At 57.3% G+C, this 16,715-nt stretch carries 16 protein-coding genes and 1 pseudogene; 6 read left to right on the forward strand and 11 right to left on the reverse strand.

Annotated elements, in window-relative coordinates:
* Window positions 1–14: 14 nt before the first annotated feature.
* From EH31_RS04105 to EH31_RS04135, 7 genes and pseudogenes are all read right to left on the reverse strand, one after another.
* Window positions 15–899 (reverse strand): LysR substrate-binding domain-containing protein, encoded by an 885-nt coding sequence (locus EH31_RS04105; protein ID WP_081853205.1) that lies wholly within the window; start codon window positions 897–899, stop codon window positions 15–17.
* Window positions 900–994: 95 nt separating this feature from the next.
* Complete coding sequence (locus tag EH31_RS04110; RefSeq protein ID WP_034958237.1) at window positions 995–1,939, reverse strand: hemolysin family protein; 945 nt, start codon at window positions 1,937–1,939, stop codon at window positions 995–997.
* Window positions 1,929–2,474 (reverse strand): rRNA maturation RNase YbeY, encoded by a 546-nt coding sequence (gene ybeY / locus EH31_RS04115; protein WP_422110917.1) that lies wholly within the window; start codon window positions 2,472–2,474, stop codon window positions 1,929–1,931. Before ybeY ends, EH31_RS04110 begins: the two co-directional genes overlap by 11 nt.
* Before the next feature lie 203 nt (window positions 2,475–2,677).
* Window positions 2,678–3,490, reverse strand: coding sequence for a transglutaminase family protein (locus EH31_RS04120; RefSeq protein ID WP_161782120.1), 813 nt, complete (start codon window positions 3,488–3,490; stop codon window positions 2,678–2,680).
* A gap of 138 nt (window positions 3,491–3,628) precedes the next feature.
* Window positions 3,629–3,982 (reverse strand): hypothetical protein, encoded by a 354-nt coding sequence (locus EH31_RS17845; RefSeq protein ID WP_206742007.1) that lies wholly within the window; start codon window positions 3,980–3,982, stop codon window positions 3,629–3,631.
* A 110-nt stretch (window positions 3,983–4,092) separates the two neighbouring features.
* Window positions 4,093–4,842, reverse strand: a complete 750-nt coding sequence (locus EH31_RS04130) for an RHS repeat-associated core domain-containing protein (RefSeq protein WP_034958240.1) — start codon at window positions 4,840–4,842, stop codon at window positions 4,093–4,095.
* 196 nt (window positions 4,843–5,038) lie between these two features.
* Window positions 5,039–5,236: pseudogene (locus EH31_RS04135) on the reverse strand (PhoH family protein); the annotation flags it as partial.
* Window positions 5,237–5,504: 268 nt separating this feature from the next.
* Between EH31_RS04135 and EH31_RS04140 the strand changes: the two are divergent.
* Window positions 5,505–7,469, forward strand: coding sequence for a vWA domain-containing protein (locus EH31_RS04140; protein WP_034958243.1), 1,965 nt, complete (start codon window positions 5,505–5,507; stop codon window positions 7,467–7,469).
* 15 nt (window positions 7,470–7,484) lie between these two features.
* Here the strand turns inward: EH31_RS04140 and EH31_RS04145 are convergent, their stop codons facing one another.
* Window positions 7,485–8,552: a PhoH family protein gene (locus EH31_RS04145; RefSeq protein WP_034958245.1), complete on the reverse strand. Its 1,068-nt coding sequence runs from the start codon at window positions 8,550–8,552 to the stop codon at window positions 7,485–7,487.
* A gap of 262 nt (window positions 8,553–8,814) precedes the next feature.
* On the opposite strand from EH31_RS04145, the gene EH31_RS04150 reads away from it, so the two are divergent.
* Both EH31_RS04150 and EH31_RS04155 read left to right on the forward strand, forming a co-directional pair.
* A complete protein-coding gene (locus EH31_RS04150; RefSeq protein WP_152553449.1) occupies window positions 8,815–9,780 on the forward strand; it encodes a hypothetical protein in 966 nt (321 codons plus the stop codon).
* A 203-nt stretch (window positions 9,781–9,983) separates the two neighbouring features.
* Window positions 9,984–10,931 (forward strand): hypothetical protein, encoded by a 948-nt coding sequence (locus tag EH31_RS04155; protein WP_034958249.1) that lies wholly within the window; start codon window positions 9,984–9,986, stop codon window positions 10,929–10,931.
* Window positions 10,932–10,957: 26 nt separating this feature from the next.
* Here the strand turns inward: EH31_RS04155 and miaB are convergent, their stop codons facing one another.
* The 3 genes from miaB to EH31_RS04170 form a co-directional block, all read right to left on the reverse strand.
* Window positions 10,958–12,319, reverse strand: coding sequence for a tRNA (N6-isopentenyl adenosine(37)-C2)-methylthiotransferase MiaB (gene miaB / locus EH31_RS04160; protein ID WP_034958251.1), 1,362 nt, complete (start codon window positions 12,317–12,319; stop codon window positions 10,958–10,960).
* Between the two features lie 71 nt (window positions 12,320–12,390).
* Window positions 12,391–13,332 (reverse strand): alpha/beta hydrolase family protein, encoded by a 942-nt coding sequence (locus EH31_RS04165; protein WP_034958253.1) that lies wholly within the window; start codon window positions 13,330–13,332, stop codon window positions 12,391–12,393.
* An 88-nt stretch (window positions 13,333–13,420) separates the two neighbouring features.
* A complete protein-coding gene (locus tag EH31_RS04170; RefSeq protein WP_034958254.1) occupies window positions 13,421–13,882 on the reverse strand; it encodes a peptidylprolyl isomerase in 462 nt (153 codons plus the stop codon).
* A gap of 124 nt (window positions 13,883–14,006) precedes the next feature.
* Here EH31_RS04170 and mgtE point away from each other — a divergent pair, with 124 nt between their 5' ends.
* The 3 genes from mgtE to EH31_RS04185 all read left to right on the forward strand — a co-directional run bounded on the left by mgtE (window position 14,007) and on the right by EH31_RS04185 (window position 16,714).
* Complete coding sequence (gene mgtE / locus EH31_RS04175) at window positions 14,007–15,464, forward strand: magnesium transporter (RefSeq protein WP_034958255.1); 1,458 nt, start codon at window positions 14,007–14,009, stop codon at window positions 15,462–15,464.
* Window positions 15,465–15,582: 118 nt separating this feature from the next.
* A complete protein-coding gene (locus EH31_RS04180; protein ID WP_034958256.1) occupies window positions 15,583–15,972 on the forward strand; it encodes a DUF1489 family protein in 390 nt (129 codons plus the stop codon).
* 1 nt (window position 15,973) lies between these two features.
* Window positions 15,974–16,714 carry a DUF4336 domain-containing protein gene (locus EH31_RS04185; protein WP_034958257.1) on the forward strand — a complete coding sequence of 247 codons (741 nt, stop codon included), beginning with the start codon at window positions 15,974–15,976 and terminating at the stop codon, window positions 16,712–16,714.
* Window position 16,715: the final 1 nt, after the last annotated feature.

Consider the following 16,715-nt stretch of genomic DNA (forward strand, 5'->3'; position numbering starts at 1 on the left):
CTGCAAGCCCCTCTCTACAAGCCAGCTCGCACCAGCCAATCGTGGAAAAGCCTCACAGGCCGTGTTTCAAGCGCGGTCGGCTTGCATACGAACCAATAGCTGTAGGGGCTATGCACCTCGGGTCCGGGCAAATTCGTCAGGCGGTTGTCTGCTGCACGGCGAAGGTGGTCATCGTGCATAATCGCAATGCCAAGCCCTTGCGCTGCCGCTTCGAGCATGAGCGCGCCTAAATCGTAATGATCAATCGCCGCCGGTTCCAGATCTTCAAGATCGTTGGCTTTCTTCCAAGCGACAAAGCTTTCAGGCAATTCGTTGTGGATCAGGAACGTCTGCTTGGCGAGCACCTCTGCGTTCATTTCCTCGCCAATTACGCCAGCTGCTGCGCGTGAACAGATCGCATGGACGAGGTTGTGGTCAAGCCGCACTGCGTGAAGACCGCTAGCCGGGCCGCGAGACAGGATGATCGCGGCATCGAGCGTATCACCAACACGGTCCTCAAGATGGGGCGCGGTGTCGATGTCGATGTGCAGCAGCGGATGCCTTTTGCGAAGCTCCCCAAGACGCGGGAACAGGCGCTGGCTGCCAAACATCGGAAGCACGCCCAGACGCAGCCGCAGCAGCGCGATATTGTCCGACTGGCTTTCAACAGCACGGGCGAGCGCTTCCATATGCGGGTTCACCGCCTCATAGAACGCCTGCCCCTCATCGGTGAGTTGCATCGATTGGCGCGCCCTTGTGAAGAGCTTTTTGCCGACAAACTCTTCCAGATTTGTGATCCGGCGTGAAAGCGCGGACGGGCTTAGGCCGATCTCCTCTGCAGCTGCTCGTGCAGAGCCCAGGCGAACCGTGCGCATAAAGGCTTCGAGCGCGCGAAGAGGGGGAAGACGACGTGATGGCATGAAACTAACGCTCCTTTAGCAGGAGCTACGCAAAGTGCACCGGGTTGGATGCAAAAATGCGAAGGGAAATCGAAAAAAAGTGAAAGTCTGTGCGATTATTGCAAGTCATTCTCGACTAGAGATGTCTCGGGTGCGTGCAGGCGCAGTCGCTTGACGTGGGTTTCGTCCCCTGCTGTGACTTCAATGCGCCAACCGCTTTGATGTTCCAACATCGCGCCCACTGCCGGAACCGCTTCTGCCAGAACGAACGCGAGACCGCCCAGCGTATCGACCGCTTCCTCGACCTCAGCCAGGCGCGGATCAACAATACTGGCGACATCGTCAAGCTCAGCGCGCGCATCGCAATCCCACATGCCTTCGCCAATTGGCACGATCAGTTCTTCGGGCGTTTCGTCATGCTCATCCTCGATCTCGCCCACGATCTCCTCGACAAGGTCTTCGATCGTGATGAGGCCATCGGTCCCGGAAAACTCGTCCACCACAACCGCCAGGTGCACCCGGCGAAGGCGCATATCGGCAAGCACATCCAATGCGCCGCGTGTTTGCGGAACATAGAGCGGCTGACGCATCAGAACGGTCCAGTCGCGCGGTGGCGCTTTGCCTTTCGCAAGATAACCAAAGACGTCCTTGATGTGCACCATCCCGATCACTTCGTCCAAAGTGTGGCGGTACACCGGCATGCGCGAGTGCCCGTGTTCGGTAAAGGCGGCGACCAGTTCGTCCCAGCTCAGGCTTGCATCCACCGCGATGATCTCCCCGCGCGGGACGGCGACATCATCGGCGTCATGCTCTGAAAAGTGCAAGAGATTGCGCAGCATCTGACGTTCGACGGGCGAGAGATCGCCATTGTCGCCACCGCTGTTGCCGGTGTCGTCGGAGTTGTCGCTGTTCTCGCCTTCGTGCTCGTCGATTTTCTCTTCGAGAGTTTTGCGCAAAGAACGGTTTGCCTCACCGGCTCCAACCACCCTTTTAAGGGCGGTCCATATGCCGCTGCTACTCTCCGCGTCTCCCGCGGGGGCGCTGCTACTGCTATCGGGCATTTTGCTCCTTGGGCCCTTCCGATGTGCCCTCGTCTTGAGGTCTATCCCCATATGGGTCCGCGATCCCCATTTTGGCAAGAGCCGTTATCTCCAATTGCTCCATCGCCTCGGCCTCTTCATCGCTGTGAACGTGATCAAAGCCGGCAAGATGGAGCAAACCGTGGATGATGAGGTGCGCGGCATGATGGTCCAGAGCAATGCCTTTCTCCCCCGCCTCGCGCGCACACGTTTCATGGGCAAGCGCAATATCCCCCAGCATCACCGGCGGTCCGTCTGCTTCAATCTCTAACAGCTCGTCCCGGCTCAGCATCGGAAAGCTCAGCACATTGGTCGGCTTGTCGCGCTCGCGCCATTCGCGGTTGAGCGTGTGGACTTCTTCGTCAGAGGTGAACAGCACGCTGGTGTGCAGGCGCTCGTTCGCAAGCTCGGGCGTGACCGTCGCAATAGTGCCCGCGCAAAGCTGCGCCAAAGCCTCCCATTTTTCAGGGGGCCAGCCCCCTTCTGGCCAGTCTTCAAGATCGATATCTAGCTGCAACGGCATTCCATTGAATTAAAGCGATTTTCGCCAAGTTTTGACACACTTGACACACTGTCCAGAGGCCAAAAAGCTTTCGGTGCAATTTGCAGGCGAATTGGCAGCATCAAATAAGGTGCAATGGCAGGGTTCATAACGCGCTACATAGTCCAACAGGGGTGCAGTAGGAAAGCGCGCGTTTCAGCTGCGCCAAACGCAACTGACTACTCCGGCCCGTTCCAGCCCCACGCCTCCGCCTGTTGGAAGGCGGCGGCGTTCTGGCTGGCGAGCATCTGAAAGCGCGGGCGCAAAGCTGGCGGTATCAACTGCGGGTTCGGAAACCGCTCGATGAACTCTGTGCGTAGCAATTCGCCATGTGCAGAGCCACGTGTCAGCATGGCGTGAACATCGGTCGGGTAGTATTCGAGAAGCACGTCTGCGACCGCTATGGCTTCATCATAGCGGCCTTCGCTCATCAACCATTCGGTGACGGTGCTGGCTATGACGGCAATGCTCTCACGCTTGGTGAGCACGCCGAGGTAGATACCGCTGTCCACCTGCGCCTGTGTGACGCCCATCTGCTCGAAATATTCGCTCTCTCGGGCGGGATGGCCTCCGCTCGTCGACTCTATCGCAATGCGGCGCCCGTTGGTCGGGTTGGTGTAGCGCATGAACACATGGAGCGGTGCGGTCGATAGCGAGACGTTCAGCCCCAGCCTCTCGGCCACAATAAGCTGCAAAATCGGCATCGAGACGCAATTGCCTCGGCGCGTGTCGAAGTATGTTGCGAGGAGCTTGTTGCGTAAGGTTTGCCCATAGGGGTCGTCATGGTCGTAGACGAACGGCCTGTTCCCGTTCCATGCGCCCGCTTCGTAAATGACCTGCCGTACCGCCTGAAGCTCGGCGATATCGTTGCCGCCCGCCCCGATGCGTGTCGCGGCAATAGCGAGTTGGTCAATTTCGGCCCTCACCGCCGCCTCGTCCTGCTCTGGTGCGATTAGCGCATCGAAGGTCAGTTTTGCCCGCTCGTAGCTCAATTCACTATCCGGTGCGGAGAGAACAGCACGGACAATTTCGAAGGTGGATACTGACGCCCGAGCATCAGCGGGCAAGGAAGATAATAGGAAAAAGCCTATGACATAGAAAAGATGGACAATGTCCCTCATAGTAAGGTTCTACTTCAATCGAGATTGGTAGATTAATGAGCGGTGTTTCCCATCAGGTTCAGGCTTGCAGTAGATTAGATCGAACGATAGATCGTCGCCACTTTGAATTGGATATTGGCCAGTGATCTTGATTGAGATTTCATGTCGTCCGTGACCGACTTCCTTTAGAATAAAGTCGTATCTGTTTGTCGAGGAGAGCTTGATCATTTCAAGAGTCTGATTGCCAATTGCTGGGCGAGAAATATTAGTCTCACCAGAGCTACCAACTATGGAATTGGGGCCATAAGATAGGCCATCCTCAAAATAGCAAAGTTCCTGCCCTGTTTCGTTCAGAATATCGACCTTCAATTGATTATCGACCACTCTCGGGTCAGAAACCGATATATCTCCGAATTCTCTCAACGAGTCAGATGCTGACTGAGAGCAGGCCGAGCTCAATATCAAACCTGCTATTGTAAGAAGCAGCGCCCTCATCATCTGCGATTACGCCTAAAGCCGAGTGCGTAAGGGATCGAGTCAGGATGGCGAATGGTCCTTGCCGGCACGGCCTGAGCACGCCTGATCGCGTTGCGCATACCATACTCTCCAATTGTGGTTCCATCTCGAAGATTAACTTGGAAATCTATCGGGGCACGTCCTGAAGTATGAGCGGCGTCGTGGGCAAGGCCTTGCAAGCGGTCATGCCGTCCCGTTGAGGCAGCAAAAAAGCCACGGCCAAGGGACAGAGCTCGACCACCCAATTCTGACCGATACATGTCCCCATGATTACCGAGAACAGCGGGCTTATCGCCTTTGAATTCACCCAGAATAGCGCGCCCTAAGCCCAAGGCTGTGTCGACACCTTCGATGCCTTCACCCTCAGTTCCAAAGAAAGTATTCAAATCCGATAGTGCCTGACCTTGAGCATCAGTCAGGCTGTCACCATTGGCTAATGCGTCTCTTGCGCCTTCCAAAGTATCCAGTCTTGTTTCGAGCATCTCAATGGCTTCATCTTGAACTTGCTCGAATTGTTCGCATTGACCCTCCGACAAGCTACTGCCGCATTTATAAAGCCCTAAGGGGTCAACTCCGTTAATCGGGTCATTCTCGACATATGCATAGAGATTGACATCATCTTCATATCCGATGGGGTCGGTCTGTAAATAGCGCGCTTGAGCTGGTGAGGCGGTGACGACCGCTAGAGCGATTGCCGCTGCTGCTGTGGTGAAAATCGGCTTTCGCAAGACCCGTCTCCCTTCGTGTGGACCAGAGACTTAACACATCGGCAAGTGAAATCCATATCTGTAATTTTTGCGAATCCCTAATTTTCCACAATACAACACAACAACTATGCCAAGGTCTTTGTGCTTCTCTCAATTTCCCCCGGAATTATTGTCACTTCGCCAATCTTATGCTTGGTAAAACGGAACCCTCGACAAATCACTCGCCCTCATACGCCTCGACAATCCGCCCCACAATCGGGTGACGGACCACGTCGGCAGCAGTAAAGCGGATGGTGCCGAAGCCTTTGGTGTGCTCCAGCTTGTCGACTGCATCGGCAAGGCCGCTCATGCGGTCACCGCCGGGGATGTCCACTTGGCGCGGGTCGCCGCAGATCACCATCCGGCTGTTCTGGCCAATTTCCTAGTCCAAAGTCGAGGGTGCACAGACCAGCGCTGAGCCAGCGCAATAGCCCTGCTGCTCTTCCAATTGTCGACTGACTGTCGGCAAGGTTTCGAATTGGCATTAAGGTTTTGGGGATGACTTCTAGGGGGTCATCCCCATTCTCGTCTTAGGGTGACCTCACACGCCTTGTGCGATTGTATCTGTCTGACTTTCATCGGGCTTTTGTCTGGCACGAAGCCTTCTTACCAGACCGTCCGATGTTTCATCTGCAGTGCAAGCCATGGACCACGAGAACACCCACCACCCCTCCCTTTTTCGCCGGATTGCGAGCGATGCGACTGCGAATACGCTTGCCTTTTCGGCGGCGTCCATGGTGCCGGTCATGGCAATGGTTGGCGGCGGGATCGACACAAGCCGGTTTTACATGGCGCAAACCCGGCTACAGGCGGCGTGCGATGCAGGCGCCCTGGCTGCGCGCTATGCCATGCTCACCGACACTTTGACCGATGAGGCACGCCAGAAGGGGGAGGAATTCTTCGATCAGAACTTCCCCGAAGACATATTCGGAACACAAGACCTGACGCGCAATTACACGGCCGAAGATGGAGAGGTAAGCGGCACTGCGACCGGCACTTTGCCTGCGTCCATCATGGCTGCTTTTGGATTTGAGAATTACAGGCTTTCGGTCAGCTGCAAGGCCGATATCAACATTTCCAATACCGATATCATGTTTGTGATCGACACCACCGGTTCGATGGCGTGGACGCCGGCTGGCAACGATTGTGGCCAGGTAAATGGGCGTTGGATCGAGTGCGTGGGTTCGCGCATCCAAGGTGTGCGCGATGCAACGCTCACTTTTTACGACACAGTCGAAGACGCCACGTCCCCGCGCGCTCAGGTGCGCTTTGGCGTGATGCCCTATTCCTCAGGCGTGAATGTGGGCGCTGCGATCCTGGACGAAAACCCCGGTTGGATGGCAGGCAGCCACACATATCAATCGCGCGAAGGCGAGATGGTCCTTGGCAACTGGCAAAGGACAGCGATCAACTATTCACGCACTGGCGAAGGGTACAATTTCACTGAGCAAGGCCGGCAGAATAATGTGACAGTGCAAAGCTCGTTCAACAATTGTGTGATTAACTACAACAACCTGCAATCAAACGATAATTTCGTCTCGAGCAATGAGGCGGGCTGGACGCAGGTCTCTATGACAGGCTCCAACCCTCGCACCCTTACCTATACCGGCACCGTAAGGTACGCGCAGTTCACAGGCGGCGGTGGAACTTACAACATCGGCACGGGCGCGTGCGTTTTGACAATCGTTGAAAACCACTATGACGCTGCATCTACCATAACGGTTACCGAACAAGCCGAAGAGGTGTTTGAATGGGTTTACCGGCCAGTGACCTACAACCTCGCCTCGCTCTATGACGACAACCGGATGGAAGTGCCCACCGGCTGGAATTTCGCGAACGCGACGGTCGCATGGGATGGATGTATCGAGGAAGCGGCTACGGTGGACGCCTCCTCGTTTGATCCCATTCCCGCAGGTGCAAGGGACCTCGATATCAATCTGGTCCCGTCCAATGAGGGGGAACGCTGGAAACCTGCGCTTCGCGATCTGACATGGAGGCGAATAAGCAATCCATCTCAATGGTGGACCTATACCCGCGACGATGTGCGCGTGGATGATCCCAATGTGCAGTTTGCCCGGCCGATCTATTCTTGTCCGGTCGCAGCTCAGCGGCTTGATGATATGACCCGCGGCAATCTTCAAAGCTATGTCAACAGCCTGAGGGCCGATGGAGCGACCTATCACGATATCGGGATGATCTGGGGTGCGCGGTTTATTGCCCCGAACGGCATTTTCTCAGCCGATAATGCGAGCGCGCCAAATGGCGATGAGCTTGCGCGCCATATCGTCTATTTAACCGATGGTGAGCTGTCGCCCAATGAGATGGTTTACACGCCCTATGGCATCCATTGGTGGGATCGGCGCGTGCACGATGGGATCGACCCTCAGCAGGTGTTTGACAAGCATTCTGCCCGCTTTCAGGCGGCGTGCAGGGCAGCGCGCAATCAGAATATCTCGGTGTGGGTTGTCGCTTTTGGGACGGCCCTGACCCAGAACCTGATTGATTGCGCGACCCCGGGACGAGCGTATTCGGCGGATGATTCCGAAGCATTGGAAGACGCCTTTCGCGCCATCGCTCAGAAGATTGCAAAGCTCCGTGTGACGGAGTGATTGAGCCGCTTACCGCTATTTGCCCTCATACGCCTCGACAATCCGCCCCACAATCGGGTGGCGCACAACATCGGCAGCGGTAAAGCGGATGGTGCCAAACCCTTCGGTGTGCTCCAGCTTCTCGACCGCATCGGTAAGCCCGCTCATACGGTCGCCGCCCGGGATATCGACCTGACGCGGATCGCCGCAAACCACCATCCGGCTGTTCTGGCCAAAGCGGGTGAGGAACATCTTCATCTGTTCGCGCGTGGTGTTTTGCGCTTCATCAAGGATGACGAACGCATCGGCGAGCGTGCGCCCGCGCATGAACGCAATGGGAGCGATTTCAATCTCGCCGCTTTCGATCCGGCGCTCGACCTGTTCTGGCGGCATACAATCGTACAGCGCATCGTATAGCGGGCGCAGGTAAGGATCGACCTTGTCTTTCATATCGCCGGGAAGAAAGCCCAGCTTCTCTCCCGCTTCTACCGCAGGGCGCGACAGTATCAGGCGCTGCACACTGCCGGTCATCAATTGCGAGACGGCCTGTGCCACGGCGAGATAGGTTTTACCCGTCCCCGCAGGGCCAAGCGCAAAGATGATGTCATCGCGCGAAAGGCTGCGCATGTAGGTGATCTGCGTCGCAGAGCGCGGGACAATGGTCTTGCGCCTTGTGCGGATCATGATCGGCGGCTCTTCCTTTTCGCCGCTGATGATGCCTTCCAATGTGGGCTCGTTTGACATCGCAATCAGGCTTTCAATCGCGCCGCTGTCCAAGTCCTGTCCCATCGCAAGGCGGTCATACATAGTGATCAGCGTCTCTCGCGCCCGGGCCACGGCGTCTTGCGTGCCTTCGATCAGCAATTGATCGCCGCGTGCGTGAATATACACGTTCAACCGGTTTTCGACCTGCACAAGATTGGCGTCAAACTGCCCAAACAGCGCGCCCAAAAGCGATTGGTTTTCGAAAGAGAGCTCAGCCCTGGCCCGTTCGCCTCCCCTCGTACTCGAGGCTTGGTTGGAATTGATCGCTTCCGGCAATACGGATGGATCGATCGCACCGGGTGCATGGCCGTCGTGCTTTGTTGTGGGTCTGCGTCCCATAGGGTCCTTTGCGGTTTCGCTTTTCGCCAGAGAAAAGCCTGTGTCGAGTCGGAAAGGTAGGCGGCTTTTCGAGCTTGGCAAGCGTGGGGGCGTAGCGTTGTTGGGGAAAGTCACAAACAGTTCATAGTTCTGTGATCACTGTGATGCCCATTGAAACAGTAAAAGCACAAAGGCCCGGCGACCGGTAACAGGGCATACCAATCCTGAAAGCGGGGCCTTAAATGCTCTGAACTGGCGGTTGGAGCGGGGCGAAGGAGAGCAAATGAAAACTCTTAGGCCGTTCGTGCCCCCGGCATTGTTTGGCGCCTTATTGAGCTTGTTGAGCGCGTCTCCCGCATTTGCCCAAGAAGATGACACCCAGCCACAAAGCGAAGCCGAAATCGTGGTTGAAGGGGACACAAACCTTCGCGAACGCCGCAATGAACTGCGCCAATTGGCTCAAGACGTGCTGAACAAACCGCGCATCTCTCAAACCATCGCCAAATTTGCCGAACCGATGTGCCCCAGAGTTTTCGGCCTTACCGAAGAGGCGGCAAAGGTGATCGAGGCAAGAATGCGCGAAAACGCAGTGAGCCTGGGATTGAACCGCGTGGACGTGCCAGAGGATTGCAAACACAACACATCGGTCATTTTCGTGCCTCAAGAGCAGGGAACAGCCGATACATGGTTCAACAGCAGGTCCGATGTGCTGCGCCATTTGAAAAGCTATGAACGCATAAGGGTGCTTGAGGAAAAAGACCCGGTGCGGGCATGGACCTATCGTCCCGCGCGCCTGCCCGGTCCGGTCGCCGTTCCCACTTCTCAAGGCAGCGCAGGAGATCGCCTCGCCTTTGCCGACGGCCCAAACCAGTCCTACTATGCCTCTCGCCTCAGGAGGAAACCCAATCCGCTTGCAGGTGCAACCGTCCTGATCGAGCTTGGCAGAGCGGATGGCAAATCCCTCACACAGCTGGCCGACTATGCCTCAATGCGCACCTTTGGAAACGCGCGCGCACTATCGCCCGAAGAAGTGCCCGCCGCCGATACGATCCTGACGCTGTTTCAGGATGAAGATGCGCCAGAGGAGCTGACCGACTTCGACCGCTCGCTTGTGTCGATGCTCTATGAAACCTCGCCAACCGCAAGCCGGTCGCTGTTCTACGGCAATATCGCCCGGCGCGCAGTGCGGCTTGAGGGTGAAGAGTCTGAAGGAGAAGACCCCAACAGCGCGTACGGGGCCAAGGAGTGACGATCCGCACCGTGCCCGCAGCCAATGAAACTCGTCGGGCTCCATTTGCCGCTGGTCGATTGCGCACTCCGATCGTCGAAGCTTGCGCCGGGCTGATCGATAGTGGGGATACATTGGCCCGCCCGTTTGTAGTGTGCGCATAAGACGTCGTTCATCCGCACGCCTGCAAAAGCGGCGTCAAAGCAATGGGAAATCCAAGACCGATGACGAAATGGCCCCTACCCGCACACGTCCCCGCAATATGTGCAGCAGTTCTTGCCGCAGCAGCCACCCCCGCCGCTGCGCAAGATACCACCCCACAAGAGCAAGGTTCTGACCAGATCATCGTTGAAGGCGATCTTGAGAATGACAGCGGAGAAAGCACGCGCGAGCGGGTTTTGCGCATCGGCCGCCAGATCAATCTGCCCGCCCGCTCAGGTCTTCCAGCAGCCCGTTTCCGTGCGCCGCTTTGTGTGATGGTATCGGGCCTTCCCGACAACATCGCCGAAGTCGTGAAAGCGCGCATTGAAGAAAATGCGCAGGCTTTGCGCGGCGTTCGAATTGCAGGGGCTGATTGTAAGGCAAACGCCTTTGTCGGCTTCCTTAATAACGTGAACGACGCGGTCAAAACCCTTGAAGAAGAACAGAAATGGCTGTTCGAAGGGCTCAAGAGCTATCAACGCGACCGGATTTATCGCGGGTCGGATGCCGTGCGTTCGTGGCACGCATTCAGCACGCTCAATGAAGACGGCACCGAAGCCGTGGTCGAAGGATCAGGCGACCGCGCCCGCGGGCTTGGCAGCCTTGTGAACCAGACCGAACGCGCATCACGCATCAATCGCCAGCAATCGGCCATGGTGGGCGCGGTTGTGCTGATTGAAACGGCGGCGCTGGAGGAGAAAACCCTTCGTCAGATCGCCGACTATGCCTCTGTCCGCATTCTTGCCTCGGTCAGCGATGAAGTGACAAGCGACGCCAATACCCCGCCAACGATCCTAACCCTGTTCAACGAAGAGTTCGCGCCCCCTGCGATCACCGATTTCGACATGGCGTATCTGACATCGCTTTACGAACTGCCCAGCACCAGCCGCGATCCGCAGATCATCGCAACGGCGGTGGACCGCTATCTTGCGATCCTGAAAGAGCAGGAAGCAAACGAAGCAGGCGGCTAGATTTCACAGCCCCTTAAAACAGCCCCTTAGATCAGTCGCCCTTCGATCGAATTGGGTCCAGCATCGACAAGCTTAAGCGAGACAATATCGCCAATTTCCACCGTGTCCCCACCCTCTTGGGCAAACCACACGCTGGTCAGCCAGGGCGCTTTGCCAAGCCATTGGCCGGGAAGCTTACCTTTGCGTTCAACCAGAATGTCGCAAGTCTTGCCAACAAGCGCATCGTTAAAGGCGCGCTGATCGCGGTTGAGCCGTTCTTGCAGGCGCTGAAGCCGGTCATCCATCACCTCGCGCGGCAACTGATTGTCCATTGTCGCCGCCGGAGTGCCGGGGCGCGGTGAGTATTTGAAGCTGAAGGCTTGGCTGTAACGCACCTCGTCCACAAGGGAGAGCGTGTCCTCAAATTCGGCCTCGGTCTCACCCGGAAAACCAACGATAAAATCGCCCGACAGCGCAATATCAGGCCGCGCCTCGCGGAAGCGTTCGAGGAGGCGAAGATAGCTTTCCGCAGTATGCGCGCGGTTCATCGCTTTCAGAACCCGATCATTGCCCGATTGGACGGGCAGATGCAGATACGGCATCAGTTGATCGACCTCGCCATGCGCTGCGATAAGGTCATCTTCCATATCGTTAGGGTGGCTGGTGGTGTAACGGATACGCTCCACCCCATCGAGCTTTGCAATCGCGCGGATCAGACCGGCAAGTCCCACAGGACGCCCCACATCATCTTCGCCCGCCCATGCGTTGACGTTTTGGCCCAGCAGGGTAATCTCGCGTGCGCCCGCTTCGATCAACTTGCGAGCCTCACCAATCAAATCGTTGAAAGGTCGCGAAATTTCTGCGCCGCGTGTGTATGGGACGACGCAATAGGTGCAGAATTTGTCGCACCCTTCCTGAACCGTCAAAAACGCGGTTGGAGAACGGCGCTTGCGCGCTGGCAAAGCGCCGAATTTCGCAATCGCGGGCATATCGGTATCGGTCGCCCGCTCACCCCTCACCGCTTTATCCAGCATATCGGGCAGCCGGTGATAGGCCTGCGGGCCAACCACCATGGAAACAGCAGGCGCGCGCGCCATGATCTCTTCGCCCTCTGCCTGTGCCACGCATCCGGCAACCGCAATCATCGGCGCTTTCTTCTGCGTCTTGCCTTTGGTCAGGCGGCCAATGTCGGAATAAATCTTCTCCGCCGCCTTCTCGCGAATGTGACAGGTGTTGAGCACGACCAGATCCGCATCCTCGCCCTCTGGCGCAGGCGTCAGGCCCTTTTCGTCGAGAAGCTCGCCCATACGTTCGCCATCATAGACGTTCATCTGGCAGCCGAAGCTTTTGACACGGTAGGTCTTTGGGCTCTCGTTAGGAGCGAGGCGGGGATCTGTGGTCGGTTTCATGGTGACGGCGCGTCTAGCCGCAGAAGCGCCCCAGTTCAATCACGGCTTCAATCACGGCTTCAATCACTACGTCAATCGTCAGCTTCGTCGGGTTCGCTATCCTTGTCTGGCCGCGACTGGTGCACACAAGGCGTGATCTCGCGGTGGGCGACCCCCGGGTGCCCCGGCTGCTCGCGCCTGCACTCCACCATGGGGCGTTCAATCCTTTGCGTTTCAACCATTTGGAACGCGTGCCTGTCGGAATAGGCCGCAATCCACGTCAGGCAATCGACGAGCCGCCGCATCGAATGCTTCTTGATCGGATCTGTGCCGGGCTGGCAATTGATCGTGTAAACTTCGGCCGCAGGCGCGGATTTGAACTTGGCAAAACGGCGCAGCAGCTCTCCACGCTCGTTAAAGACGGTGCGCCTCACGTCATTGGACATGGCATCACCCCCGTAAAAGGGCGAGGTGTTGAACATAAAGGCGCGCACTTGCGGGTTCGCAACAGAGACTTCCGTGGCGAGCGCCCCGCCCAATGAATGGCCTGTCACCACCCACGGCACGCTGTCATCAAAACGCGCCGCCTCGGCGGCAAAGGCTTCGACCGCCAGATTGATCTGATCATTGCGCAAGCTGCCGTAGAATATGTCGGTAAACCCGTCGAAGTCCGTCCCACGAAACGCGAATATGCGCGCAATGGGCTGGCGGCCTGCATCACCGTAAGTGCCGGGCGCAAATTGCTTGAACAAGACATAGCCAAAGCCCTTGTCCTTCGCATCCGGATCAATCGGCAGCGCCTCGAGCGCCTCCAGCATGGGAATAGGCCCGGTATAAAGGTCACGGTCCCCCTCATAGGCTTGCAGAGAGGCAATGGCGTAAGGATAAGCCTCTACCGCCCCCTCACGCACGAAAGAACACCACCCACCCGGCTCCATCCGGCACGGAGATCGCGATTGCGAGATATCGGGGATCGTGGCGCAGGCGCTTAGCGTCAGAAAAAGCAATGCGATTGCAGTGCGAAACGGCATCATCAAAACTTACCCAGACTCAAAGAAAAGCGCCCGCCCTGACCAATATCAGGACGAGCGCTTGTTTGAAATCGATTGGCTGAACGCAGGCTTATGCCACGGTCGCTTTCACAATTTTACCCGGAGCCTTGGGTGGCTCACCCTTTGGCAGGGCGTGGACGTGTTCCATGCCGCTCTCGACATTGCCCCAAACGGTGTACTGGCCATCAAGAAAGCCAGCGTCTTCAAAGCAGATGAAGAACTGCGAGTTTGCGCTGTCAGGCATTTGCGAACGGGCCATTGAGCAGGTGCCCTCGACGTGCGGCTCTGAATTGAATTCAGCTTTCAGGTCAGGCTTTTCGCTGCCGCCCATGCCGGTGCCGGTCGGGTCGCCGCCTTGCGCCATAAAGCCCGGAATCACGCGGTGGAACACCACGCCATCATAAAAGCCCTCGCCTGCAAGCTCGGTAATGCGCGCAACGTGGCCGGGGGCCAGATCGGGGCGCAATTTGATCACAACGTCTTTACCTGCGCCGTCACCTGTATCGAGGGTGAAAGTGAGTTTTTCAGCCATTTCCAATAATCTCCTGAATGTTTGAACCGCTCTTTAGCAGGTGATGCGCGCCTGTCACCTATCTGCGTCACCTATCTGCGTCACCCGCTTGCTTTTCACTTCGCCCCATCTAAACACCCTAATCATGGTCGATCCCACCTCCCTTGATGAAATCCGCATGGCCACGGACGTGGAGGAAATGGCCAAGGACGCGGTTCGTCCCGATGACCGGATCGATGATGAGCGCCACGATGAGGAAAACCGGCTAAAACGCTCTTATGTCGCCAGGGTGCGAGACGCGCTGAGGGATGGGGATACGCAAGGGGTTTACGACCTTGTCGAACCGCTTCACCCGGCTGACACGGCTGACCTTCTCGAACTGATCGAAGAAGTCGACCGCGCCAATCTGGCGGCGGCGATTACCGATTTGATGACGCCAGAAGTGGTCGCAGAGCTTAACGATCACGTTCGCGAATTGATGATGGAGGAGCTTGCCCCGGCGGACGTTGCCACCATCACAGAGCAGATGGATACCGATGACGCGGTCCAACTGCTCGAAGACCTTGATGAGGCCGACAGACAAGCGATCATCGACGAGCTGGAGCCTGAGACACAGGCCGCCGTTGAAAGCGCGCTGTCCTATCCAGAGGAAACCGCCGGACGCCTGATGAACCGCCACGTTATGGCGGTGCCGGAGCATCTGACGGTCGGCGATTTGATCGATTACCTTCGCGACGAAGGCGATCTGGAGCATGATTTTTACGAGGTCTTCGTGGTCGATGCCTCGCACCATCCGGTCGGCACTTGCGCGCTGAACTGGATTTTGACGACGCCGCGCGCGATTAAATTGACCGATGTGATGAAGCGCGACCAGACCCTGATCCCGGTAACGACCGATCAGGAAGAGGTCGCGCTGATGTTCCAGAAATACGCGCTGATTTCTGCCGCCGTGGTGGATGAAAGCGGGCGTCTGGTAGGCCAGATGACGGTGGACGATGTCGTGCACATCATCTCCGAAGAGGCGGGCGAGGATGCGCTGCTGCTGTCTGGTGCGGGCGATGGCGACATTAACGAACCGATCCGTGAGGCTTACTCCAGCCGCGTGCGCTGGCTTGTCGCGAACCTTGGAACAGCCGTGGTGGCGTCGGCCATTATCGCGTTTTTTGGCGCTGCGATTGAGGAATTGGTGGCGCTTGCTGTTCTCATGCCGATTGTGGCGAGCATCGGCGGAAACGCAGGCACGCAGACCATGGCCGTCGCGGTGCGCGCGATTGCGACCAATCAGCTGACGCGGGCCAACACATGGCGCATTGTCTGGCGCGAATTGCGCGTTGCATTGCTCAACGGGGCAACGATTGCGGTGCTGATCGGTATTGCGGCAGGCGTGCTTTTCAGCCCCGAGATGGGCGCAGTCATCGCGCTTGCCATGGTGGTCAATATCGCGATCTCGGGCCTTGCGGGCGTGCTGGTGCCGGTGGCTTTCGAGCGTATGGGCCAAGACCCTGCGGTCGCATCAAGCGTGTTTGTCACCATGATTACCGACAGTATGGGCTTTTTCGCGTTTCTGGGCCTGGCGGTCGCGGCGGGGCTTGCTCCACTATAAACGGGCGCCATTATAAACGAGCGTCAATATAAGAGAGTAGGGGCGGAACTCTCGAATGTCTCGGGGATTGCTTAAGGTGTTGCCTCGCAATCAAGCGGAAACTTCTTAAGTTGCACCTATGCCCGTACATCTGACGAAAATCGCCTATGGCGCGCAAAGCTATGCCGAGCTGGAAAGCTGGTATGCCGGTGGGCGCGCGCCTTATCTCACCACCAAGAACCGTCCCATTAAATGGGAGCAGTGCATTGGCGGGTCGCTCTATTGGATCCACCAGCACGCCATCGTTGCGCGCTCCGAGATTATCGGCTTTTCGCAAACCGACAGCAGGCGCTGGTTGATCGAGATGAAGCCCGAACTCGTGCGGGTAGAGCCCCGCCCCAAGCGCGCGCATCAGGGCTGGCGCTATCTCAAAGGCGATCCCCCCCGCGATCTGGACGCGGGCGAGGATATTGGCGATGCACTGCCGGGGAAGCTTGCAGCGAAACTTGAGAGGCTGGGATTGGTCTAGCGTGCCGACCGCGCTCGGATATCGGCCATATGAGCCGCTTCTTACCCTCAAACCGTGGGGAGAAAACATCTGGATCGTCGACGGCCCAGAGGTGCGGTACGGATTTGGTCCGCTGCAAGTGCCCTGCCCCACGCGCATGACGGTCATTCGGCTATCCGACGGTTCGCTCTTTGTGCATTCGCCCGTGGAACTCACACAAGGATTGGGTAAGGAGCTAGCGCAGGTTGGACCGGTTGCTCATCTGGTTGCCCCCAACCAAAACCATTTCATTTTCCTAAAGCTCTGGGCTGACGCCTATCCCGACGCGCATGTCTTCGCCGCCACTGGACTAGCCGATAGGACCGAGGTGCCTGCGAACACGCCACTGACAAGCGAAGTTGATGGCCCATGGAGCACAGACATTGACCATTTGCGGCTTGAACTTGGGGATTTCACCGAAAGCGTGTTCTTCCACCGCGCCTCGCGTACGATGATCGTCACCGATCTGATGATGAATTACGAAGCGAAGCGCATCCAGAACCCATTCATGCGTTTGTTCCTGAAGCTAGGGGGCGCAGCGGGCCCGCACGGGCAACCATCGATTGATATGCGTTTTGCCCTTCGCCCGTACAGCGAGGCGCTCAAGTCTGGGTTGGAAGCGATGTTACTGCTGGAGCCTGAGGCCCTGATCCTTGCCCACGGCGCATGTTACCCGGAGAACGCAGCGCAGGAAATCCGGCTCGCCTTTCCCGATTTCGTGTAAG

This window comes from Erythrobacter longus, assembly GCF_000715015.1.
In the GTDB taxonomy this organism is placed as follows: domain Bacteria; phylum Pseudomonadota; class Alphaproteobacteria; order Sphingomonadales; family Sphingomonadaceae; genus Erythrobacter; species Erythrobacter longus.

Bases quoted from the DNA above. Each gene is read 5' to 3' on its own strand.
- EH31_RS04140 (WP_034958243.1), top strand. From the start codon at position 5,505: ATGGACCACGAGAACACCCACCACCCCTCCCTTTTTCGCCGGATTGCG.
- EH31_RS04110 (WP_034958237.1), bottom strand. From the start codon at position 1,939: ATGCCCGATAGCAGTAGCAGCGCCCCCGCGGGAGACGCGGAGAGTAGC.
- EH31_RS04165 (WP_034958253.1), bottom strand. From the start codon at position 13,332: ATGATGCCGTTTCGCACTGCAATCGCATTGCTTTTTCTGACGCTAAGC.
- EH31_RS04155 (WP_034958249.1), top strand. From the start codon at position 9,984: ATGACGAAATGGCCCCTACCCGCACACGTCCCCGCAATATGTGCAGCA.
- EH31_RS04105 (WP_081853205.1), bottom strand. From the start codon at position 899: ATGCCATCACGTCGTCTTCCCCCTCTTCGCGCGCTCGAAGCCTTTATG.
- EH31_RS04150 (WP_152553449.1), top strand. From the start codon at position 8,815: ATGAAAACTCTTAGGCCGTTCGTGCCCCCGGCATTGTTTGGCGCCTTA.
- EH31_RS04145 (WP_034958245.1), bottom strand. From the start codon at position 8,552: ATGGGACGCAGACCCACAACAAAGCACGACGGCCATGCACCCGGTGCG.
- mgtE (WP_034958255.1), top strand. From the start codon at position 14,007: ATGGTCGATCCCACCTCCCTTGATGAAATCCGCATGGCCACGGACGTG.
- EH31_RS04170 (WP_034958254.1), bottom strand. From the start codon at position 13,882: ATGGCTGAAAAACTCACTTTCACCCTCGATACAGGTGACGGCGCAGGT.
- EH31_RS04180 (WP_034958256.1), top strand. From the start codon at position 15,583: ATGCCCGTACATCTGACGAAAATCGCCTATGGCGCGCAAAGCTATGCC.
- miaB (WP_034958251.1), bottom strand. From the start codon at position 12,319: ATGAAACCGACCACAGATCCCCGCCTCGCTCCTAACGAGAGCCCAAAG.